The sequence below is a fragment of the Vibrio sp. QJM3NY_21 genome, assembly GCF_057785975.1.
Genome location: NZ_CM173514.1, coordinates 733930 through 757959, shown reverse-complemented (window position 1 = coordinate 757959; position 24030 = coordinate 733930). Strand labels below are relative to the sequence as shown.

The following is a 24030-nucleotide window of genomic DNA, read 5'->3' as shown; positions in this document are numbered from 1 at the left end:
TTACTTCTCATTAAAAATCTGGCTGCCAAGCTTGAGCGTGGCGGCGATATTACGGGCAGTGCGAGTCAGGTTTTGATCCGCTTCTGATAAAACTTGGTCTAAAGACTGAGGTGAACGTACGGTTCCAAATAAGCTAGACATTGAGCCGTAAAGCTTTTCAACGTCTTTCCCCAAAGAGCCCGCAATTCCAATGGTTGGAATACTCAGCTTTTGAGCTCTCTGAGCGATACCGAAAGGTGTTTTACCTTGCAGGGTTTGGTTGTCCATCTGCCCCTCTCCGGTCACGACCAGTGAAGCACCTTCAAGAACCTTATCTGCATCCAAGGCATCTAATACCATCTCAATACCCGCTTTAATTTGGATATTGAATGCAAGACTTAACCCCAGAGGTGTGCCACCAGCAGCACCAAAACCAGCTGTGTCGCGATGATTAGTACCCGTATGTGCTTGTGCGATATCGGCAAAGTGACCAATGGCAGCATCAAGTTGTTGAACTTGAGTTTGTGAAGCCCCTTTCTGAGGACCAAACACGGCACTTGCTCCGCTTTCGCCACACAGTGGATTATTCACATCGCAAGCGACCACGAACGCAACTTCTTTGCATCTCGGGTGCAGCCCATCAAGATCGATGCTTGCTAGCTGACTTAATTCGGCGCCGCCACCAGATAACTCGTTGCCTTGCTTGTCTAATAACTTGCCTCCCAACGCTTGTAAAATACCAGCACCTGCATCGTTGGTTGCGCTACCGCCCAAGCCGATAATGATTTGTTCAACGCCTTGATCTAACGCATCCTTAATCAATAGCCCTGTACCAAACGAAGACGCGGTTAAAGGTGCTCTTTCTCCTACCGTTAATCGGTCTAAGCCCGACGATTGAGCAAATTCCAACAAGGCAGTTTTCACCTTAATTCCATCAAAAGTCTGCTCTAACGATGCCCAGTAAGCTGTGCATTCACGTCCGATTGGGTCCATCGTTTTCAACCGTTGTTTCTTACCATTGAGCGCCTCTAGCAACACGTCTACCGTGCCTTCACCACCATCAGCGAGTGGCATTTTCACAAACTCTGCATGAGGGAAAACGTCCGTAAATCCACGCTCAATACAAGACGCAACTTGATGAGCGTCGAGTGATTCTTTAAACGAATCAGGGGCAATTACAATTTTCATTGTCGTTCACCATTCCCGCCCACCAAGGTGAGCGGGTTATTGAAATTAGAATTTGATTTGGAATGTTTTTGCTTGGCAAGATGCTAATTCACCAAAAGATAAGTCGCCAAAAGACAAGTCACCGAAGGTTTCTGTTGTTACATCACCTTCACGAACGCGCTCATCCATGCTTGTCTCTTTCCAGCTTGAAACGGTTTGAGTAAACGAGATTGAATCTGACACTGAACCTGTTTCTGCTGGGTTGTAGACACGCATGATCAGTGCATCTTCGTCTTCCGCTTTCTTCAGTACGCTTAGTACCGCGCCTATTTGTTGCTTAGACAGAAGGCTGAAGTTCATCGGAAGGTTCTGCTCACCCACGTTTAGCTTCATCGCGTTGTAAGGGATCTTGTTGTAGCATTCGATTTGAGTGACATTGTCACGTGCTTGCGCCATGACGTTTGCGTCAATGTGGTTACCAGAGAAACCACACAGCGTGAATTCACACACTAGCTTGCCGCGCACTTGTGAATCAGGGGTCGGGATCTTGATACCTGAAGGACGACCCGGACGAAGCAATAGCTCTTCTTTGCCTAACACGCCGATACCGCGGAATAGTGTCAGTGCGAAGGTATCTCTATTTTCGTCACCTTTAGATGCAATCACTTCAAATTCACGCAGACCATTCGACATAATAGCCATACCCGCTTTGCCGTTTTCTAGCGCAGCAAAGTTCATTAACTGATACACAGGAACTGGCGCTTCTTTCCACTTCTCTTCCTCCCAAACCGCCATTGCTGGGTCATTGGTTGGGCGAGTAATGCAACCGAACTGGTTATCAGCAACCACAGTTTCAGAAACAAATGGCGTTGGTACTAAAACACGTACACGGTGGTCGTCTGCTTGGTTGTCTAATTCCATACGGACTTCGATGCGGCGAGAGCCTTGTTTCAATACCACTTGGCATTGCGCTTCAACAAAACCATTTTGACCCGTGCGTTCTTCACGCTCTGCAAGGTTTGCTGGTACGTTCATGCGGAAAGCGATGTTCGCTACCGATTGGAAGCCTTGGTGGTCAATCGATGTTTCCACTGGGAACTCGTCTGAGTACAGTAACCATTCTTGACGAGATGGAGAGTAATCGTACTCATCGCCGTCATCAGAACCGTCTTCCAAACGAAGTACTTGGTCGAATACTTGCTCTGTCTCTTTATCGAAAATAGTCAGAGTACCGTTGTCGTTCACATTGACTCGGTAGTACTCGTTCTCTAGCAAATAGTCTTTTTGTTCTGCAACTTTTACTGCGCCCTTCTCGTTCCCTTGGATGTGTAACGTGGTGAAGCCCATTGCTGGCACAGTGCGTTTGATTTGAATATCAAACTCCATAAACGGGTCGTAGTTACCGTAGTGAACGATTTGACGGTCTACTTTACCTGGGTCAATTTGGCGCTTGTCTTGGATGAAGTACTCAACTGGGTTTTCGTTTTCATCAAAGATTGAGAATTCTTGAGCACGGATAGTAATGGTTGTGTTCACCACTTCTTCACGCTCGTACGGAGAAAGGTTAAACATCGCCAGTTTGTCGCAACCTTCGCGATCCGGCATGTGGTCGACAATCTTACGCTTGTAGAAATGAATCAGGTTTGTCGCCATGTCGTCCGCAAGGATGTAGCGGTTAAGGATCTCAGCGTGAACCTTGTCAGAACAGCAGCAGCCAATCGAGTCATGAGCGTGGTTCTTCATGCTCTCTTTCCACATTTTCTCAATCAAACCGTGGTGGTATTCAAAGCCTAATGTCCAAGCGATAGATGCTAGCGGTTCTAAGATATTTACAATCTTGTTTTCGATTTCTGCGTGGATCAATTTGATGTCCATACGCGTAGAAGAAATCGTACGGTGAACACGCATGTATTTTCCGTCGTTGAATTCGCCTTTGATTGTATCGAGTTGGTCGCGTGCCGCTTCTACTTTTTCGAACACTTCTTCAAAGCGGCTCATTGAGAATTCACGATCTGGGTAGATTTCGCGAAGTTTGTCCATTACTTCAAAGATGTCTTTCTGAATCGGCATTTGATCGTGGCCGTTCGGCAATAGGATGTCTTTCGTTACCGATGGTTTTTCTAGCACTGGGAAGTACTTATCTAAACGAGCACGTAGACCTTCTTCATCTTGCGGAAGGTATTTACCAATTGCGTAACCTAGCGGAAGCACTTGTGCCGTAACTTCACTGCCGTCATTAGACTGCCATAAGAATTCTGTTTTGTTGGTGCCATGACGCTCTGAACAACCACGCCAAAACATTGCACGCGTGATGTCGAAACCGTTATAGATCATCGGCAGTTGAGAACTCATGCTGAATGAATCTGGTAGGTAACCAATCTTCATTGCGTCGCCAAATTTCATACAGTCACGAATACCATACATCATGTTACGCACAATCGACTCACCAGAAACTTGCATTGTGTCGGTTTGAGAATACCAAGGGCCAATAATAAGCTTGCCCGCTTCAACCAATGCTTTTACGCGTTCTGTGTTCTCTGGTTTGATCGCAAAGTAGTCTTCTAGAACAGCGGTTTGACCATCTAGAACGTAGTATTTGTATTCTGGATCACTCTCCAGACGGTTCATGATTTCTTCCATGTTGTTCACAAGAAGAATGCGAGACTCTTCTGTTGTGAAATACCATTCACGATCCCAGTGCATGTGTGGAGTAATATGTACGCGTGATGTAGTCATAATCATTTACCTAAATGTGTCGCTTCGAGTAAATCTAAAATTCGAACTCAAATACGACTAAATTAAATTTTTTCAAGAGGTTAAAATTGGCTGCCACTAAATTTAGGGTGCAGAAAACCACGCCCAGAATCTGTGTGAATAAAACCGTTAGGAGCACAGGTATTTAGGACAGCCAAGTTGTTCGTTATTTTTTATATGGTGTTTTAATTGCGAGTTAGAAGTTAGCTCAAAATTTAGTTAGTTCTGTGTTGCAGTACTTGCTTCAAACTTACCCTTTTTTACAGCATGACCACGCCACATCAGAAGAGTAACAGTTGAAATCACTGTGCCGACAATCGCAGCACCGAACCAGATTGTAGCAGCAGAGAATGCGCCCAAACCTGAATCGTGTAACAAGAAGATAGAGAAGATACCTGCGCCCGGAGTCGATAGACCAATACCTGCCGCACCAACCATCGCACCTGTAACCACTGATCCTAGTAAGAATGAGCCGATGACACGGATTGGATCTTCAATCGCCATTGGGATTGCACCTTCGGTAATACCCGCTAGGCCAAGTAGCCATGTAGATTTACCGGTTTCAATCTCAAAGTCTTTGAATAGGCGTGGAGCAATCATGGTTGAAGCCGTTACGGTGAACGCCGATACCATTTTTACTGAACCAAAGATTGCGTATGGGCCATAAACACCGTTCGCCATTGCACCTAAACAGAATGCGTAAGCGGCTTTGTTTACCGGACCACCTAAGTCGAATGATACAAACAGACCAAGAATCGCACCCAATAACAGCGCATTGGTGCCTGACATACCGTTCAACCAGTCCGTTAGACCTTGGTTTAGGAACGCTACAGGTTTACCGATAACAAATAACATCAAGCTACCTGCCACCAAAGTACCGATCACCGGATAAAGGTAGAAAGTAAGGAAGCCGTTAAACGCAGGGCCTAAGCGAACATGCTCTTTTACCCAACGCATCACGTAACCAGCAATCAAACCACCAACAACACCGCCTAGGAAACCAGAACCAATAATGTTTGCTGCAATACCTGCGGCAAAACCAGGGCCAAGTGCGGGTTTGTCTGCTAATGAGTAAGCTGTGTAAGCCGCCAGTACTGGCACCATCAATGTACCCAGTAGGCCGCCACCTAGTTTGCGATACATCCATAGCCAAGAATCTTTTGTTGCGTAAAGCTCTTGCAGGTCAAAAATTTGCGCGATAAGAACAGCAACCGCAAGAACAGTACCACCAGCAACGATAAGAGGAACCGCGTAAGAAATACCAGAAAGCAGTGCTTGTTTAAGCTCAGTTTTCAACGGCAGTTTCTTCGGTTTGTCATCGGTAGCAACTTTACGTTCTGCTCCGTTGCCTTTTTTCGACTCTTCAATCGCTTCATTAAGAATGCGTTCACCGTGCTTAATCGGTTCTGCAACTGGGGTTTCAACACGAGGAATGCCATTAAAACGCTCAGATTCTTTAATCGCAACTTCAGCAGCAAACACACACGCTACAGCATTATTAAGTTGTTCCGCAGTTAAGCGATCTTCAATACCGTTTGCGCCCTGCTTTTCAACATGAACCTTGTAACCAAGCTTTTTGCCGGCTTTTTCTAGGTATTCTGCTGCCATATAAGTATGAGCAATACCTGCAGGGCAAGCAGTCACACATACAATTGTCGGTGCATTTGTATCTAAGTTGTCTTGTCTTTCTTCTTGTTGATTGTCGCCATCAAGAAGCGCAAAGATTTCTTCAGCCGTTGTCGCTTTTAATACCGCTTCGCGAACATCGTCGTCAACCAATGTAGTTGTCAGTGCAGTGAGCAGATGCATGTGGGTAGAACCCGCTTCTGCATTTGGAATCGCAATTAGGAAGATAAGATTGACATCTTCGTCTTCATCCAAGCCTTTCCATTTCATCTCTTCTTTAAGCGTTGCTACTGCGAAGCCAGCTTCTTTAACCGCGTCAGTCTTGCCGTGCGGTACAGCTAGGCCTTCACCAAGCGCTGTCGGGCCTTGCTCTTCACGAGCAAATACTGCATCAAGATACTCTTGCTTGTTATGCAGTTTGCCTTGCTGATCCAGTTGGTCAGCAAGTGCGTAAATCGCTTCTTCTCGACTGCTAAACGTAGTTTGCAGATTTACGAGCGACTTATTCGTTAGAGTAGTAAGTTTCATAACCTTTGTCCCATAGTCACGGATTAGTACGACAGTCGTCCCTGCCGACGATAGGAATAATACAACTTCAAGACATTTAATCCGTGATCACGATCTCATCAATACATATTTGTATTTAATTTGTATTCAAATCGTATTGGTAAATCCTTTAAGAAAGCTTGTTATGTATCGTTTAATTTGTATTATATGTACTACAAAATACCGATACGATGCTCACCCTAACCTTTTGAATTAGGATTATATAGAGCAAATCTACGCGTTTAAGGTACAGGTTCTTAAACAAAGTCTAGTTGTTCTAGCGTACAAATGAGGCAAAAATGGCAAGACTCCCGATGTATCGCCAAATCGCCGATGCAATAAGAGAAAAGATCAGTTCTGGTGAATATAAAGTTGGAGAAGCACTTCCAACAGAAGCACAGCTACGTGAAGTCTTTTCTGTCAGCCGTGTCACCGTAAGACAAGCACTCAAGCTACTGATCGAAAACGATGAGCTTGAAAGCGTTCAAGGCAGCGGCACTTATGTGAAAGAGAACAAGATCAATTACGACATCTACAAACAGTCGAGCTTTCAAGAAAAGTGGGCGCATTTGGATGTGGTTACACACAGTGAGGTTTTGGCCTTTGAAATGAAACCCTGCTCTTTGGCGATGTCTGAACATCTAGATATCAAAGAAGGCGAATTGGTTTTCTACGTAAAGCGTGTTCGTTTTATAGACAACAACCCAATCACGGTTGAAGAAACCTGGTTACCGGTTGCTCTATTCCCGGATCTTACCTATCAAGTGATGCAAACATCAAAATACGACTTTATTGAAAACACCAAAGGCATGGTGATTGATCGAAGTGAACAAGAACTGGTTCCGATTCTTCCGCCAGAAGACGTGGCTAAACAGCTAGGTATTGACCCTGCTCAACCGATTATTGAAAAGCGCACTCGTGGTTACCTTGCCAATAATACGGTGTTTGAATACAGCCGTAACTACTTCACGTCTAACGATTACCGATTTACTTTGGTCGCAAGACGCCAGAGATAATGCTCATCAGCAAGTTTCGATAGTAGCAAAATGACCAACACAGAGAGCGCCTTGCTCTCTGTGTTTCTATGCTGTTAACTCAATCATAAACCCCACTTTCCTCCCCAAATATTCCTAAACCAATATCAAGTAACCTCACGAAAGATCATTCACATTCATTTAAATACTGTTCTGGCGCTTTGACCATAAACTAAGCGCCAAATGACAAGAACAACAGTCGACAGGAATGTAGATGAATACCAAACAACTTGAGGACGCTGTAAGTGAAGTGAGCTTATTCAATCAGCACCTCCACTTAATCCAATCCGTGCATACCATTCCGACCCCAAAAATGAATTGGGAGTCGATTGCGATGGAACCTGCGCCGGCAATGCCAACGGTCCGATTCGATCATAAAGTCAAAGCCATGGAAGCGCTTGATGAGTACAAGCCTAACTGGCTAGATATGCTGTTGGGCAGCAAGTCGAAGTTGTACACCCTCACCAATAATATCGAGCGTGCCGCCGAACAAGACATCGAACAATACAAAACTGAGTTTGTAAGTTGGGTTCAACACTACAGCTACTGGGCCAAAGGTAATCAGTTGTCGAAAGGCATTTTAAACAACGATAGTGGCGCCAAGCTTTCTGCCCTTTCAGAAGCGCAACAGAACCCTATAAACGCCGCTGTAGTCGACACTAAGCTGATAAACCATAACTTTAATACCTATAAGAATGGGCACCTGTTAGAAGTCAATATTCAGGTTAATAAGCACAACGTGATCCCAAAAGAGAAAAAGGTATTGTGCCAAGGCGAAGTAAAGTTAGAAACCTTATCCCTTTCAGAAAGCAACACCTTATATCGTGAGTATGTGTGCAGCTGTATTCTTAAATGCGCGCAAGATGCTTTCAACGTCTTGCCTGAGACGAGCGTCTTAATCAATGTTGAACAGGTTCTAGCTGACTATTCGAGTGAGACCATTGTTTCATGCCATGTCGAACAGGGATTACTCGAGTTCCTATTAGTCGAAGATGATAAACCCTCTGAGATACTTGAATTTTTCGTTCACATTGAAGACTTCAACCCTCATCGAGGTAACGGGTTCTCAGCGATCAAAACGATCTTTTCACCTTTGCCTATCGCGTCGTAACTCACTCGACCTTACGGTTCAATCATTGACTGCTCATCACGACTAACTCTTGGTTGGTCGTGTTCATCACCTTATAAACCAAACCATTATGTCGACACACACTATCTCACAAACAACGCGCCCATTAACAAGCATAGTTCCATGCACACGTTCCCTAGCAAAGCTACCTTTAGCTCTAATCGCTATCTCTATGCCCATATTTTCCGAAGAGGTTGATGAAGTGGTACTCGAAGGCGACGTCGTATTAAGCGAAGGTTCTGAGTTAAAAGAAGAAGCTGAAGAATCTCCTTTTACAACCCTGACTAAGCTTGGGTTTATCTACTCGCAAAACACCAGCTCATCTTTGTCGATCAACTCTGGAATCTCTGTTGGATACAAAAAAGAGAACTGGGGACAGCGAGTTCAGTTCGATACCTACTATACCGATGCTGAAAACGACGAAGATGGTACTAATCGCTATACCACAAACTATGGCATCAGCTATGACCTGAACGAAGTCACCTATTTGGTCGCCACAACACGTTTTGAACACGACCACTTTGGTACTTATCGTAAGCAATTCATAACAGCTACAGGACTGGGTCGCCACTTTTATGATACTGAAAGAATCAAACTCCAAGGCTCCGCTGGCCCGGGTTACCGAATCAGTCAACGACAGTCTTCTGATGAAGAGCTTCCAAAAAAAGAGAACTATGAACTGATCGTCAATGCCAATATTGATGGGTCATTAACCCTAACAGAAACGTTTTCTATGGGGGCAACGGCTAACATGGCTTACGGTGAAGAGAACACCAACTACAACCTCAAAGGCTATCTGAAAAATATTTTGATGGGCAATTTGGCGCTAACTTTTGATACCGAATACATCTACAACACTACTGTCGCATCAGACCAAAGTAACGCTGAAATCTACAGTTCAATGAATCTAAACTACGATTTCTAACCGTCCGCACCGCTCATTTCGCTTAATCTAGAAACCCCCATAGCAAAAGGCCCTCACAACGAGGGCCTTGAAGTATCTAGCTTAAACTTAAACTTAAACTTAAACTTAAACTTAAACTTAAACTTAAACTTAAAGTATATCGCTATGCTGCTTTCGTTCTCAAGCGAGCTAATATGTCCATCTGTTTTAGGTTCGCCATACCGACGTAAGCCACTGGCACTAAGAACAGCGAGAAAAAGGTTCCGGCAGTCAAACCTCCGACCAACACTAAACCAATATTGATACGGCCTAATGAACCCGGACCATCCGCTAGTGCCAGTGGCAATGAACCGAGGATCATGGTGAGTGATGTCATCAATATAGGACGCAATCTTGAACGCGCACTGCTGATCGCCGCCTCTTGAGCACTTGCACCCGATTTACGTTTCTCGTTAGCAAACTCCACCAGCAAAATACCGTGTTTGGTCACTAGCCCAACCAGAGTAAGCAAGCCGATTTTTGAGTAGATATTAAGGCTTTGGCCAAATATCGATAGCGTCAGAATCGCACCCACGATACACAACGGAACCGTTAGCAAGATGATCATTGGGTCGACAAAGCTTTCAAATTGCGCCGCCAAAATCAGGAAGATGAAAATTAACGCCAATACAAACAACACCTGTGCACCGGCTGTTGAATCAACCAAGTCTTTAACTATGCCATTGAACTCGTAGCTCTGTGCGGGTTTTAACAAACTCGGCACCGTGTCGTCGATATAAGCTTTTACATCGCTAGCCGTATACCCGGGCATTAAGTCAGCGGTAATTTCAGCGCTGTCTTTGCCCATGAATGTCTTGAAGTTCGATTCTGATGTCACTTGTTTAATCGATACAAACTGAGACAAAGGAAGCCTTTGGCCAGACTGTGAATCCACATACAGCTTATCGAGAACCTTAAAGTCGCCGAGATCCTTTCGGTTAACTTGAACTTGAATGGGGTATGTATAACCGTCATCGGCTTGTAAATCTGCCGCTTTCACTGAACCTAAGAAAGTAGATAGCGCATTGGTGACATTACTGTAATCCACGCCAGACAACACAATCGCATTGCGGTCAATCGACAAGTCATAACGCAATTGGTCGCGTAACATCGAATTTTTAATGTTGGTCACGCCCTCATAACTCTCAAGCGCCTCAACGACTTCACTTGCGGTTTCAGACAACACCGAGGTGTCGCGGTTAACCGTCGTCAGCTCAAGGATCATATTGGTCGCTATGCTTAAGTTATCTGCAGAGCGAACCTTGAAAGACATGCCGTAGGCAGAGACTGAACTTTGCGCTTTAGCGATAAACTCGTTCACCAACTCATCGGCTGACTGGTCACGTTCGCCCCATGATTTCAATAAAACGTGATTGGTCGGAGTCCCTTCGATGTAAGATAAATTCGCTTCTACTGAATTATCACCTTTGAACACACTGTTAAGCTGCTCGTTGTTGTCTAGGTGATACTGACGTCCGACCCCTGTAGGAGGCGTTGAAGTGACCTCAACAAAACCAGTATCTTCCGTTGGAAGCAACACTTGAGGCATTGTCCAAACCGCCAAAGCAGACAGAGTAATCAACACCAAGGCAATACCACTCATCAGTGTTTTACGCTCAAACCATTTGCTAAGTTCCTTGGTGTACAAGTCAGATAGAACATTCAGCTTCGCATCAACTTTTTTGTACCACCTTGCCGGCTTTGTAACTGGCTTCATTAAGTAAGCACACATCATGGGCGAGAGCGTTAAAGCAACAAACCCAGAGATGATCACTGCTGCTGCTAACGTGAAAGCAAATTGTCTAAATAGGTCGGCGGTTAAGCCCGACATCAAACCAATAGGGAGATACACGACTGCTAAAGTCAGCGTCATCGCTATCACAGGAAAGACGATCTCTCGGCACCCTTTGATTGCCGCATTAAAAGGGGTTTCGCCCTCTTCGATATGTCGGTAACAGTTTTCAGCAACGACGATGGCATCATCGACGACCAAACCAATCGCAAGAATGATGGCCAAGATAGTCAGCACGTTGATACTAAACCCGAGCACATGCATAACTGCAAACACACCAATCACACAGACTGGGATCGTGATAATAGGAATAGACGCCACACGAACTGAACCAAGGAACAACACGACAACGGCTGAAACAAGAACAATCGCCTCAACCAAAGTCATAAAACCTTCATCAATCGCAGTTTTAATGAAGTCGGCTTGGTTATAAACCATCTTCATCTCAATGCCTTCTGGCAACTGTGGCTGAATCACGTCTATTTGCTTCTTAACCTTATTGGCAACAGTCACTGGGTTTTCACTTTTCAGTGGCAGTACCTGAATCGACATTGCTAAGTTGTCATCGACTCGAAGAATACTCGGGGTTAAGCTTTCTTCTCCCATTTTAACTTCTGCAATATCGCCGACACGAATGATCTTGCCGTTATCAACACGAATCACCAAATCTCGCACATCATTAACACTGGTCACTTGGTTGACCGGGTTAATAGAGAAATCTCTCACCTGACCTTTGATAGTACCCGCGGTAAATGTCGCGTTGTATGAGCTTAATGTACCAACTACATCCGATGCACTCATGTTAAGCGCCATCATGCGATCGGGTTGAAGCCAAACACGCACCGCCTTTTCACTGCCGCCGTACGGTCCCCAAATACCGCCAACGCCTTGTATATGCTTAAACTGAGGCACAACCTGTTGGCTAATGTAGTCGTACATATCTTGCTTCGACATCTTGCCAGTATTGACAAAAGTGATGATGTTACTGGGCATACTGGTGTCAGAAGAGTCATCCGTTACCGTTGGCTTATCCGTCATACTTGGTGGAAAATCGCCAATCGCTTCGACACTGCTGCGCAGATTGTTCATTAAGCTGGTATATTCGACATCATCTATGTCGTCTTCAAAGATGATTTTTAGATTACACGTTCCTTCCTGACAGTCCGTCGTCATGGTTTTCACACTGTCGAGACCGGTTGCAGCGGTAATCAGTTTGTCGGCCACGTTACGTGACATGAACTCTGCGCTCGCACCATTAATCGCCGCGGTTACGGTCGCTGACGGTGTTTCATGTTCAGGGAAATATTGGATCGATAGTTTCTGAAATGACAGCAGGCCAAATAAAACAATTGCGATACTCAGTACTGAAGCAAAAACTGGATGCTTAATACAAATCTCAGGAAGCTTCATTCAGATTCTCCTTCGTTACGGCTTCCTTGCTCTGGGTTTCCTTACTTTGGATTTCCTTGCTTAAAGTTTCCTGGCTTAGGGTTTCGCTCGATAACGGCTCAACAGTCGCGCTTACCTCTGCTTGCTCGGTGTTTTCGTTGATCGCTTCGTCTACACCTTTCGATGCATCTGTCCAATCAACCGAAGGCTCTACCGGATGTGGTTCACCCACCTTTGTAACGCTCTTTTCTACTTTAGACTCAACAATCTGCTGAGTGTTTTCTTTGTCTGTCGGTTCCGTTATTAGCTCAACCGTTTTCTGCTCCGCATTAGGGTTCATTACCTTAACTAGAGACGCTTTCTTTAGGTTCTGTTGTCCCGTCACTACGACCTTATCACCCAGTTTCAAGCCTTTCTCGACAACAACGTATCCGTCGTTAGTATTTACGCCCAATTCAACAATGCGTTGTTCGATCTTTTCGCCATTCACAACCCACACAAAGCGCTCAGCATCTTTTGCTTGAACGGAATTTTGGGAAACCACCATCTGCGTTGTGTCTTCGCTCGTCATTTGGCTTACTTTGGCAAACATACCTGGAACCAAGCGATGGTCTGGGTTGGTTACGTGCGCGTGTACTTCTACACGGCCTGAACTCTCATCCACCGCGGGGGCAATGTAATCCACTACGCCAGAAAAGGCTTCATCGACAAAAGCATCAACTTGGATGGAAACGTTCTGTCCAAGCTGCGCGTTACCTAAATCCGACTGTCCAATTGAATACTGAACTTCGACAGGATCGAGTTTGATCAAACTCACCAACGCGGTTGCGCTATCAATCTTACTGCCCACTGAGTGGGTAAAATTAGTTAACTGCCCATCAAATGGCGCTACCAATAAATAGTCATTCATCAGCGCTTCTTTCTGTCTGTAATCCGCGGCTGCTAGATTCGCCTGCTCTCCCAGTTCTTCCACATCTTGTTGAGACATAGAGTCAGGCTGTTTCTTTAGTAATTCCTGTACTCGCTTTAATTTCGACTTTGCTAGCGCGAGCGAGCTTCTTGCTTTGTCTAAATCGGCTTTCGCTTTGGTATTGTCCAATTGAGCGATCAGTTCGCCTTTTTTAACTGAATCTCCATCTTTGAAATGGATGTTGAGAATTTTGTCGGAGGCACTAAATGTCAATGCAGCAGAGTCCGTCGCCCTGATTTTGCCAACCTCGTTGATAGAAGAAGTGAATGCTTGTTTGTGCGCTTTTTCGATAGTCACAGGAATCAAGTTCGAGTCTTGGGCAAACGATGGAGAGATATGTAAGGCAAACAGTGCCAGACAGATTGTTTTACTAAGCTTTGTAAATTTCATTTTTAATAACCATAACCGTTGAATTCGTCTGAATTAAAACGTTTTTCTAAGCAGCTATTTCTTACTTAATGAGCTTCCAGCTATTTAAATAATGCTAAAACAGCTAATAATGAGAAAAGGGCTCAACTCACTGTCGAGCCCGGCAATTTTTATATGATTCCTAAATTTTTACGTTCTGAACTCCAAAGTAAAAGTTAAAAACGATGCTGATATTGAACACCAAGCAAGAGAGCATCGGCAGTCACATCAGCACTTATATTGGAACTCGTTCCTGGAATCGTCGTCAGGTTTTCGTCAATATCTTGTGATTCTCCGATGATAAATCCGACTCCAACGTCCACAGAACTGGCAGCCGTGAAGCTATATGTCCCTCCAACTGTAAGCCAGTGTCGGTTAACATCAGGAATAGATAACGATGTGAGTTCGTCAGTCGGGGAAATGTCGTACATGTAGCCCGCTCGTAGAACGATGTCTTCTGACATAGTGTATGTACCACCGACAGAAACATGTCCTGCATCTTTCCATTGATACTCTTTGATCGAGTCGTCATAAGAGTCAGATGTTAGCGAGTCAAATTCAGACCAGTTCACCCACTGCAGGCTGTAGTGAAAAGCCCACTGATCGTTGAGTTGGTGCCAACCGGAAAACTCCAAAGTATCGGGTAACGGGACGTTCATTTTGTCAGCAGAAACGCCTGCTTTAGTGATGTCACCTTCAACTTCGATATCAGGGCTGTAGCGATAAGAAATACCGAACCTATTTCGCTCATTCACTTGATAAGTCGCACCAATGTTGGCTCCCAAACCAAAGCCGTCCGCATCTACATTCAACAAGCCCTGACGGTAGATCTCACCTTCACCGTAAATAACGTCAAGCCCTGCACCTAAGTTGATTTTTTCAGACAACTCATAAGCCACAGCAAAGCCAACGTTGATACTGGAAAGCGCCGTTTTGCCCCCAAACTCATCTGCTTCGAACGAGTTATCAAATTCGACATCGGTACCAAAATTGGAGTGAACCGTCGCACCTATTGTGAACTTTGAACCTTCGATAGGATGAACATAATGAATGTTTGGAACTAATGTCCCTGCGTCTAATGATTGGTCATCCAACATTTCAGTATCACCAATCATTGGCGTGTAGCTAACACTAGACACATCAATACCACTATCGATATAGATAGCGCCGACAGAGAGTGTTGGTTGTTCGATGTAAGCCATCGCAGCACTGTTCTTAGCAACAATCTCAGCGCTATCGGCCATCACAGCATCACCCGCGAATGCACGACCTAACCCTGTTGCAGACTGTGCGTTAAGTTGGAATCCTGCGGCGTTTGTTAAACATGGAATGAGAGCAGCTGCGGTGCCCAATATGAGTTTATTCTTCATCTTGAGGCACCTCTGTTTCGATATGATCTTCGTTCACTATTTCGATTGAGGCACCCTTTGTTGTTACCATAGAGGCAACGGCGACCTGCTGAGTATTGGTCGCATCCCAAACAAAATTAAGCTCTTCTGAATCTGGAAATCCGGGTAATCCCGATTCGTCCATCGTTCCTTCATAAGGGAACAGATAAGTACCATGCCCTCCCGTGGTCGTTCGAATGACCCCGCGAGTTTCAGTAGTAGTTAATGGTTGTCCTGTCGTGCCCGTAATTGGGGCCAATCCCAAAGCCTTGATAAGTGGCTCAGTTCCCGTTCTTATGTTGTCTGGAGCTGAGTTGGGAACGACACTGTCTGGAATGTAATCCACGCCGACATCACATGAGTCACCGCAGTCACCTACAGCCGCCAACAATAACGTTGGTTGTTCGTTGTTGGCTTGACGAGATGTAAAACTCGCAGGATCTGAGCTGTCGATGGCAGCCTGAACTCCCTGCTTTAAACCAGTCACAAGAAGGTCATAAATATCATTTTCTAACTGGCTAACCGTAAGAGCATTTTCGGAAGATAAACTGACAAATTCGTTCAACGCCGCGATACATTGTTGATTGGTCGTATCTGTCACGCAGCTTTCAGGAACAACTGTCTCAGCAATACTGCGCTGTACATCTGGGGATTTCTTAACACCCTCAGACATCTCAGGCCCTAAAGTTTGAGATGTTAAAGTTAGATTGGTGAGCCCCTGTCCTGGTACGACGAAGTTAACTGTTTTAAAACCAAACAAAGGGGAGTCTTGACTGAATTCACTCACCATGACTGACATGATTCCACCCAAGGAGTGCCCGACTAAGTGAATATTTTTTTTATCAACCCATGGCTGACCATTCAAAGCAAAACGTAAACCTAAAAAATCCGAAACCGACTGTTGTAAATTGGAGCGAAGAGCAAGAGGCGAGTCGATATTGATGAAGAAAGATTTGTTCGCTTTAGCACTAATTTCAAGCCCATTTACATCGTATCTTATGCGCTCACCATGATAAGGCATATCAATAGCCACCACCGCAAAGCCCTGTGTTGTATAATCTTTTGCCATTAGCGAAGCGGCAGACTTATCAGCTGTAACGCCATGAACAAAAACCACCGTCGGTAGCTGCTCGATTCCATCCCAACGAGCTGGGGTGTAGATGTCAGCATTGATAATTTGTGACTCTACGACAATTGGAAGTGGATCATCTCCAGTAGGAAAGCCACCAGAGCCTGTTTTCATCCATTCATATAACGGTGGGCATGATGCTTTAGGCTCGTATTGATCATAATTACATTCAGCCTCACGACTTTCAGTAAAAGGTAAATAAAATGGAAGCTTCAATTTTTGAGTATAAAGATCATATTTAGTCGTTTTATCTTCGACTAAAATGAGCTCTCGTGAGAAAGTCGTTCCTTCAGAAATATGGTTATCCCTCATCGCATCTAAAGTCGAATAAGCACTCTGCGTTGTAAACTGAGCGGCATACACAGGAACACCTTGTTCAGGAAAGTGCTTGTAGTATGCGTCCATAGCACTAAGTACTTGTTTCTGTAATTCAATATCTCTTTCACTTTCAAGGGGAACACCTGAATATAAAAGGTCATTGAAAGATTGCGCAGCTTGAAGCGACTCTCCAAATTCTGTTTTCACACCATCAGTTACAACGACTGAATAAATTTCATGAGGTTTGAGACTAGCTTCACATTGAATCTTAATATTTGAACCATCAGCTTCGACGCGAGTTGCAACTAATTCCCCACTCTCATCAATTAACACGACATTATTTAATAAAGAGTTGTTATCTAATGGATAACGTTTATCGGAATTAACACTTTGCAGAGGAATTAAAATAGGTTCTGCACAAAGGCTCCAGCCGTCTAATGCTGCGTATGAATTGTTGTAATCTTGATAATAGGCATCGTTAGCCGATGACATTACGACAGCGTCTTCTCCAATTCCCGAGATAGTTCCGTCTTCGTCATACCCATACCCATCGTTCGGTTTTGGTAGTTCGTTAAGGTTGTAAGGAACCAAAACTGAAACAGGTTCTTGAGTCGAGTCTTCAGACTGACAGCCGAGTAAGGCAAGCGTCATTAGCCCACATAGATATGGCTTATTGAGTTCTTTCAAAACAGCTCCTTCGTAGCTTTCGCATTTAACTGGTGTGGCCATGCGATTTATCGTTATTTGAGTTGCCAATTGAGTCGGAGGTAAGCTCGACTTTTATTCGTAGAGAGCAAGGCAACACAGAGTTGGAATGACACGTTGATAAAACTACGTAAGAAATTTGAGCAGTTAACCCACACCCACTAAATCAGCGTCACCCGTTAATGATCCAATAGCTACTAACGGCAAGCACCTGAAACCGCATTAAACAACCTCAAAAAGGTATATAAGGAAATCTAATTAGGTTAATAATCAACATAAATTCAGTCACTTAAACATAAAAGACGATGGGATCAGTTAGTTTATGTTTGTTGTAAGATTTGTTATATTTAGGTTAGAACGCTTATAACAATGAGAACCCAGATGTCTGCTGAATTTATTATCAATGATGATATACAGGTCAATTTAGAAGAGAGTGAAATCCATCACTTTAAGACGGGCCGTACCTACCCAATAGGTTCTAATGAATCAGAGCTGCTTAAGTTTTTTATCTCGAGACCCAATGAGGTTATCACTCGCCAAGTTCTGATTGAACAAGTGTGGGTGTCTAAAGGTATCTACGTTGAAGATGGCAGCCTAATGCAGACTATCTCGATTTGCCGAAAAGCATTAGAAGATAAGAGCGGGATGATCATCGTCACTGAGCGCGGTAAAGGCTACCGATTTGCAGGACAAGTGACACAAGACAAAGAAAGCGCGCTGCGTAAAATTCAATCGCAACCAAAACAAGAAACGAAACAACCTGAAGACAATACGGCGACAGATAGCATAGCGACAGAAAATTCAACAACCGAGACAACGGCCGCAACGAAAAAAACAAACAGTGTAGTAGCGCTGGTTGCATTATTTGTGGTGACTGCAGGTTTATCCCATTATTTATTTTCTTATTTAGATAGAAATAGCCTAGGCGAAGATCTCGTGGGTCAGCATTTTATCTCTTGTAAAATCGAATCCGACGAATTCACTTTTAATGAATTATTCAACGTCACGCTTTATGAATATAAGGGACGAAAAATCATCATCGATAATTCAGGAAAATCTCTGAGCTTTCCAGCAGGATTTAAAGGAGTGACTTGTGAATAACAAAAAGAATACAGTAATTTTTGTGGTACTGCTTGGCGTATTAATCGGTTGGCTTTCTACCTTTATTCCGAAGTCACACCTTGCAGGGCATTATTTAGCAAATACAGCTTCGATTATTAACCCGTCCAATAATATGATTCATAACCAGTCTTCTATTAACATCGAATTTAAGAAGAATGACAGTTATGACCTATTATACGTGTCGACCAAGCAAGTCGGTTTTACGTCATCGGGATCTTACTCTGTCACTCAACACGACATCTCACTCGATGAGAACCAACACCAGCAAATCATCCCGAATCGCGAGTTGTCGTTTTACGAAAAAGTCATGATAAGTGAAGGTTCTACCCTATCTTCTGACGCGATGCCTTACATTCCATTGAATAGAGAAGAGTTTTTACTGGTGACGCGCTATGGGATGATTCATTTTTGTAAGAAGGTAGTCTGCTCTGAGCTGTCAACGTATTCAAATGACATTCCTGACGTTGATATGAACTAAACTCACTCGCTATTTTTAACCCTAATTATATTTTAGTGCTAGCTTGTGTTTTAACGCTTACTTAGGAAAATAAGTAGGCGTTAAACGTCAGCAAGCGTCAAAGCTAAGTAATCGTCAAAGCTAAGATTCTCACCTCTTTACTTCGATAAATACCCACTTCGTTACACATTTCCTTCCAAAGTACAAAAAACACTCACGGTTTATAAAACGACACCTACATATGCAACTAGAACAACCAAAAGTGATCCAAGTTATATTCTAACGAGCTACAAAATTTGTTTATTAACATCTAAACAACAGTAGTTAATCACGATTTACAACCACAATTAACATCGAAAAAAATGTTTGTCTTAGATCATATCAACCTCAACTATGCCTCGTGCCACAGTGCAGTTTTCTGTACATTCATTGTCATATTCTGAAACACTTTCTTATATTTTTTAAACTTTGTGGAGATTTCTATGTTAGAGCTCTTGATCGGATTAGTGATTACTATCGCTGTTGGTTACTTTATTGTGAAAGGCTATAAAGCGGCAGGCGTATTACTAACTGCTGGCCTTGCCCTACTTCTTATTACTGGCCTTATTGGTCACACAGTCTTACCAGCTAAGGTCGCTTCAACAGGTAACATGGTTACCGACTCACTAGAATTTGTTAAGTACATGCTTCAGTACCGTGGAGGCGGCCTAGGCATGCAAATCATGCTTCTTTGTGGCTTTGCTTCTTATATGACGCACATCGGCGCAAACAACGTGGTAGTGAAACAATTCTCTAAACCGCTTGCTGCTATCAAATCTCCATACGTACTTCTTGTTGCGGCTTACATCGTAGCGTGTCTAATGTCTCTAGCAGTAAGTTCTGCAACAGGCCTTGGTGTGCTATTGATGGCGACCCTATTCCCAATGATGACCGCAATGGGTATTTCACGCCCGGCAGCGGTTGCAGTTTGTGCGTCACCTGCAGCAATCATTCTTTCACCAACCTCTGGTGATGTGGTTATTGCAGCTGAAAAATCAGGCATGTCTCTTGATGTGTTTGCAGTTCAAACGGTACTACCTGTTTCTATCTGTGCAATCATCGTGATGGCTGCGGCCGCTTTCTTCTGGAACAAGTATCTGGATAAGAAAGAAAACACACCAATGGAAAAAGTAGACGTTTCAGACATTGAAACAACGGCACCCGCTTTCTACGCTGCACTGCCATTCCTGCCTATCATCGGTGTATTCCTATTTAACGGCCGTACGATTCCAGGCCTTTCACTTGATATCTACACCATCGTCGTGGGTTCTATCTTCGTGGGTGCTCTCATCGATTACGTTGTGAAGAAGTTCGACGGTGAGAAAACATTAGAAGACCTAGATTCTTGCTACCAAGGCATGGCTGAAGCATTCAAAGGCGTGGTAATGCTGTTGGTTGCGGCGGGCGTATTTGCTCAAGGCCTAATGTCTATCGGTGCTATTGATAACCTAATCGGTCTTGCTGAGTCAGCTGGTGCTGGCGGCATCGCGTTAATGCTTATCCTAACGGGTCTAACGGTTGCAGCTGCTATCGCGACAGGTTCTGGTAACGCACCGTTCTATGCATTCGTAGAACTGGCTCCGTCACTTGCGGCGAAAATGGGCTTGAACCCAGCGTTCCTAATCATCCCAATGCTTCAAGCATCGAACCTAGGTCGTACCATCTCGCCAGTCTCTGGTGTAATTGTCGCGACATCTGGTATGGGTAAGATCAGTCCATTTGAAGTAGTAAAACGTACGTCTGTCCCTGTAATCTGTGGTCTTATCACGGTTATCTTCGGTACGCTTGTTCTAGTACCAATGGCAGCTTAATTGTCAGTAAAACAGACATGATTATTTGGATATAAAATGCCCTAACAAAAAGGCGCTGAACTTAATAAGTTCAGCGCCTTTTTTAATGTCACGTGTTCAAAATCATTAGAGGCTATTGATGCTAAATTAAAAGTTATCACGAGAAACTGTCGTTAAAAGCTCACGTTATTTGCCCCTAACATTTACAACCAACAGTACGGCTTGAAATAGTTTTATTTCAAAGGAACAAGCCCTACTTCATATCACCATAGCGTTCTAGGTACAGAACCGTTGCTGCAGTACGTGAAGGAACTTGTAGCTTTTTCAACAAACTCTTCATATGTACCTTAACTGTCGATTCAGAAATGAACAGATGGTCTGCGATCTGCTTGTTGCGGTAACCTTTTGCAACTTCTTGAAGGATCTGCATTTCACGTTCAGTCAGTTGGTCGAAGATGTCGTTGCGGCTCTCAGCATCATTTAAGTAGCGAGATACAACACTGCTGTAGGCTTTGTCGCCATGGTGCGCTTGTTTCAGTAATTCGATGAGTTCATCGGGTTCAGTGTCTTTAAGCAAGTAACCATCAGCGCCCGCTTTTACAATTGCTTCAATATCTGCTGGGCTGTCAGAAACCGTTAGAATAACGATGTTAGCGCTTGAGCCATCAGTACGAAGTGCCTTCAGCGTGTCAAGGCCAGACATGCCTTTCATATTAAGATCCAAAAGGATCAGATCCGGTTCTTCTTCATGCGCCAGAGCGACCGCTTCAGTGCCGTTGCTTGCTTCCGCAATCACTTCGAATTCATCTTCAAAGCTCAGTAATTGGCTTATACCTCTGCGCATCAATGGATGATCATCAACCAGCATTACTTTACAAATCGTCAACTTTAACTTCCTTCAAACTTTTATATTTCAATATGACTGTACAGCCTTCACCTTGAGCCGCTTCAATCGTTAAGTCGCCATTCAGTCTTGCCGCACGCTCCTGCATAATGCTCATCCCGTAGTGGTTCATCTTCGAACTACTTGGGTCAAAGCCATCTCCATTATCTTTAATCACGACGAATACTTCACCTTCCTCATCGATACAACATACATCTATCAAGTCGGCATTGGCGTGTTTTATTGCGTTTATTGTTGCTTCACGAATCAATTGAAGCAAGTGAACCTGACTGTGCGCATCAAGCTCAATCGATGAAAGATTATTGGTTAGGTTAATCTTCGCTTCTGTTCTTTCGCTGAGTTCTTCAAGCATGGTGCTCAAAGCCTCTCCGAAGTTGCCCTCTTTTATGGTCAACCTGAATGTGGTGAGTAGCTCTCGTAACTGAGTATAGGCATCAGCTAAACCGTTACCGATCTCCGACGCTATTTGTTCCGACTGCTCTCGGTGTTGTTGCTCTGGCAGTTTGCCAATCACACGCTTCAGCAATGTCACTTGAATTTTCAAATACGACAGTGATTGAGCCAGTGAATCATGCAGTTCACGTGCAATTGTTGCACGCTCTTCCATAATAATAAGCTGCTCAGCTTTTTTTTGCGCACGATTATAATAGATAGCTCGCGATAAGAGTTGGATAAAACTCTCAATCAGCGTCTTGGTTGAATGGCCATGATGATACGAACAATATAAATAGCCCAAGATAAGCTCATTGTCATCCAGCTTCATTTCAAATTTTTCATAATCTAATTTCGAGTCGTACCCTTCATCCATAATCAATGAACGACCTGAGTTGTCTACAATCTCTAGCCTTAACGATTCGATGCCTTCTAAGCTCACGAGGTGTTGCAGGATTGCTCGGAAATTCTCTGGGGCGATACGAGTTACGGTCAGCTCTTGTGAAGAGTGATACAACGCCTGGAGTGATTGGTTAGCGTTTTGTAGCTCTATTGTCTTAGCATCCACAACGTCTTCAAGGTTTCGATAGAGCGCACCCAAGTCTTTCGCCATTGAGTTAAATGTCTTGGTCAAAATACCCAGTTCGTTGTTATTGGTGACCTTCAACTCTACTTCAAAGTCACTGTTTTTGATTCGCTGACTGGCGCCAACGAGTGCATGTAACGGCTTAACAACTTGTTTACGGACAAAGTGAACAACAAAAAGAGATATGACGAGAATTCCCCCTAAGCCAATACCACCAGCCCACGCCAACTTTATCAGCTTATCTTCAGAGAACTCTTGCAGCTTAAAAACGAAGCCATCGATTTCAGCAACGAAGTTTTCAACTAATACGAGATAGTGCTTTCGGTCTTCGCTGCTTAATACCTGTTTAAGCTCGTGCCAACGACCAATAATTAAATAGTAATCTTCGGTGATGTCTGTCGGAACTTCCCAACTGACCAAGTTGGTCATTGATGGAGAATAAAGAGACCTTTCGAATTCACGAATATGAGAATCATAATCAACTGATTCTATTTGAATATCATGCGCTAAACGATAGCTTTGCATACGCATTGAGCCTGCCACGTTAACCGCCTCTGCGTCGTTGAGACTTGACGCCAATGTGAAGATGGCAAAACCAGTAGTGGCAACTGAAAGGAGCAGTATGGATAGCAATGATTTAGCTATTGTACTCGTTACAGATGAAACAGGTTTAATAAGCAAAATCAAAATCCTGAAGGTATATAAGTGGCTGTCCGAAACCTATTGTCACACATCAAAAAACAGAGCTCCATTCAATATGTGACCAAACGCTTCGTAATTTATTGATCTAAGACAATATAGGATCCTATTTAGCCCTTAAGGGGTATTTATACAAATATTTCTAAAACTACACTACTTGTGAGGATAAATGACAAGATATTAACAAAACAATGATCTACAATTACAACATCTTAGCAACATTAGTAGGCATTTAGTGGTAGACCTATCGAGACGACGCCTATTTTCTAGGCGAAAAGTAGATTCAAGCCAGATTCGATTGCCTTGGATTAACAGCCTAGAAAGCTTTACAGATGACTGCACTCGTTGCGGTAAATGTATCGAAAATTGTGAGACTAAGATAATCATTGTAGGCGATGGTGGTTTTCCTACTGTCGACTATTCAAAAGACGAATGCACTTTTTGTTATCAATGTGCTGACGTTTGTCCTGAACCAATTTTTAAACCCAAGGAAGAAACACCTTGGCAAGCAAAAGCAAGTATCTCTGATAAGTGCTTAGCGCAACAAAATGTTGAATGCCGAAGCTGTGGTGACATGTGTGAACCTATGGCCATTCAATTTCAACTTAGAGCAGGCAGTGTTGCTCTACCAAAAATCGAGTTAGATGAGTGTAACGGTTGTGGAGCCTGCGTAGCAGTTTGCCCTACTTCAGCTATTCTTGTGAGTAATGCATAAAACAAAAAT

The 24030-nt window shown here is 43.8% G+C and carries 16 protein-coding genes; 7 read left to right on the top strand and 9 right to left on the bottom strand.

The genetic code is table 11. The annotated features are described in order from the left end of the window. The 3 genes from AC3CID_RS19040 to mngA all read right to left on the bottom strand — a co-directional run bounded on the left by AC3CID_RS19040 (window position 1) and on the right by mngA (window position 6054). Window positions 1-1167, bottom strand: a complete 1167-nt coding sequence (locus AC3CID_RS19040) for a glycerate kinase (protein WP_488527932.1) — start codon at window positions 1165-1167, stop codon at window positions 1-3. A 45-nt stretch (window positions 1168-1212) separates the two neighbouring features. Then, entirely contained in the window at window positions 1213-3882 is a 2670-nt protein-coding gene (gene mngB / locus AC3CID_RS19035) for a mannosylglycerate hydrolase (RefSeq protein WP_488527931.1), read from the bottom strand. A gap of 237 nt (window positions 3883-4119) precedes the next feature. Further along, window positions 4120-6054 carry a PTS 2-O-a-mannosyl-D-glycerate transporter subunit IIABC gene (gene mngA / locus AC3CID_RS19030; RefSeq protein WP_488527930.1) on the bottom strand — a complete coding sequence of 645 codons (1935 nt, stop codon included), beginning with the start codon at window positions 6052-6054 and terminating at the stop codon, window positions 4120-4122. Between the two features lie 317 nt (window positions 6055-6371). Between mngA and AC3CID_RS19025 the strand changes: the two genes are divergently transcribed. From AC3CID_RS19025 to AC3CID_RS19015, 3 genes are all read left to right on the top strand, one after another. Next, window positions 6372-7088 (top strand): GntR family transcriptional regulator, encoded by a 717-nt coding sequence (locus AC3CID_RS19025; RefSeq protein WP_009845448.1) that lies wholly within the window; start codon window positions 6372-6374, stop codon window positions 7086-7088. Between the two features lie 232 nt (window positions 7089-7320). After that, window positions 7321-8217 (top strand): hypothetical protein, encoded by an 897-nt coding sequence (locus AC3CID_RS19020; protein ID WP_488527929.1) that lies wholly within the window; start codon window positions 7321-7323, stop codon window positions 8215-8217. Window positions 8218-8407: 190 nt separating this feature from the next. Continuing rightward, window positions 8408-9160: a DUF481 domain-containing protein gene (locus tag AC3CID_RS19015; protein WP_488527928.1), complete on the top strand. Its 753-nt coding sequence runs from the start codon at window positions 8408-8410 to the stop codon at window positions 9158-9160. Between the two features lie 142 nt (window positions 9161-9302). On the opposite strand, the gene AC3CID_RS19010 is transcribed toward AC3CID_RS19015, so the two are convergent. The 4 genes from AC3CID_RS19010 to AC3CID_RS18995 form a co-directional block, all read right to left on the bottom strand. Next, window positions 9303-12380: an efflux RND transporter permease subunit gene (locus tag AC3CID_RS19010; protein ID WP_488527927.1), complete on the bottom strand. Its 3078-nt coding sequence runs from the start codon at window positions 12378-12380 to the stop codon at window positions 9303-9305. Next, a complete protein-coding gene (locus AC3CID_RS19005; RefSeq protein ID WP_488527926.1) occupies window positions 12367-13719 on the bottom strand; it encodes an efflux RND transporter periplasmic adaptor subunit in 1353 nt (450 codons plus the stop codon). Before AC3CID_RS19005 ends, AC3CID_RS19010 begins: the two co-directional genes overlap by 14 nt. A gap of 194 nt (window positions 13720-13913) precedes the next feature. Then, entirely contained in the window at window positions 13914-15107 is a 1194-nt protein-coding gene (locus tag AC3CID_RS19000) for an outer membrane protein transport protein (RefSeq protein ID WP_488527925.1), read from the bottom strand. Next, window positions 15097-17301 (bottom strand): alpha/beta fold hydrolase, encoded by a 2205-nt coding sequence (locus AC3CID_RS18995; RefSeq protein WP_488527924.1) that lies wholly within the window; start codon window positions 17299-17301, stop codon window positions 15097-15099. Before AC3CID_RS18995 ends, AC3CID_RS19000 begins: the two co-directional genes overlap by 11 nt. 357 nt (window positions 17302-17658) lie before the next feature. On the opposite strand from AC3CID_RS18995, the gene AC3CID_RS18990 reads away from it, so the two are divergent. The 3 genes from AC3CID_RS18990 to dcuC all read left to right on the top strand — a co-directional run bounded on the left by AC3CID_RS18990 (window position 17659) and on the right by dcuC (window position 20706). Further along, window positions 17659-18378, top strand: coding sequence for a winged helix-turn-helix domain-containing protein (locus AC3CID_RS18990; protein WP_171316771.1), 720 nt, complete (start codon window positions 17659-17661; stop codon window positions 18376-18378). Next, window positions 18371-18877, top strand: coding sequence for a hypothetical protein (locus tag AC3CID_RS18985; protein ID WP_171329634.1), 507 nt, complete (start codon window positions 18371-18373; stop codon window positions 18875-18877). The genes AC3CID_RS18990 and AC3CID_RS18985 overlap by 8 nt, the downstream gene beginning before the upstream one ends. A 461-nt stretch (window positions 18878-19338) precedes the next feature. Continuing rightward, window positions 19339-20706 (top strand): anaerobic C4-dicarboxylate transporter DcuC, encoded by a 1368-nt coding sequence (gene dcuC, locus AC3CID_RS18980; protein ID WP_065206214.1) that lies wholly within the window; start codon window positions 19339-19341, stop codon window positions 20704-20706. A 232-nt stretch (window positions 20707-20938) separates the two neighbouring features. Here the strand turns inward: dcuC and AC3CID_RS18975 are convergent, their stop codons facing one another. Together AC3CID_RS18975 and narQ are read right to left on the bottom strand one after the other, a co-directional pair. After that, window positions 20939-21571: a response regulator gene (locus tag AC3CID_RS18975; RefSeq protein WP_004731316.1), complete on the bottom strand. Its 633-nt coding sequence runs from the start codon at window positions 21569-21571 to the stop codon at window positions 20939-20941. After that, window positions 21558-23288 (bottom strand): nitrate/nitrite two-component system sensor histidine kinase NarQ, encoded by a 1731-nt coding sequence (gene narQ / locus AC3CID_RS18970; protein ID WP_171308923.1) that lies wholly within the window; start codon window positions 23286-23288, stop codon window positions 21558-21560. Before narQ ends, AC3CID_RS18975 begins: the two co-directional genes overlap by 14 nt. Before the next feature lie 253 nt (window positions 23289-23541). Here narQ and napF point away from each other — a divergent pair, with 253 nt between their 5' ends. After that, the gene (gene napF, locus AC3CID_RS18965; protein ID WP_017078318.1) at window positions 23542-24021 is read left to right on the top strand and encodes a ferredoxin-type protein NapF; all 480 of its coding nucleotides are present in this window, start codon (window positions 23542-23544) and stop codon (window positions 24019-24021) included. Window positions 24022-24030: the final 9 nt, after the last annotated feature.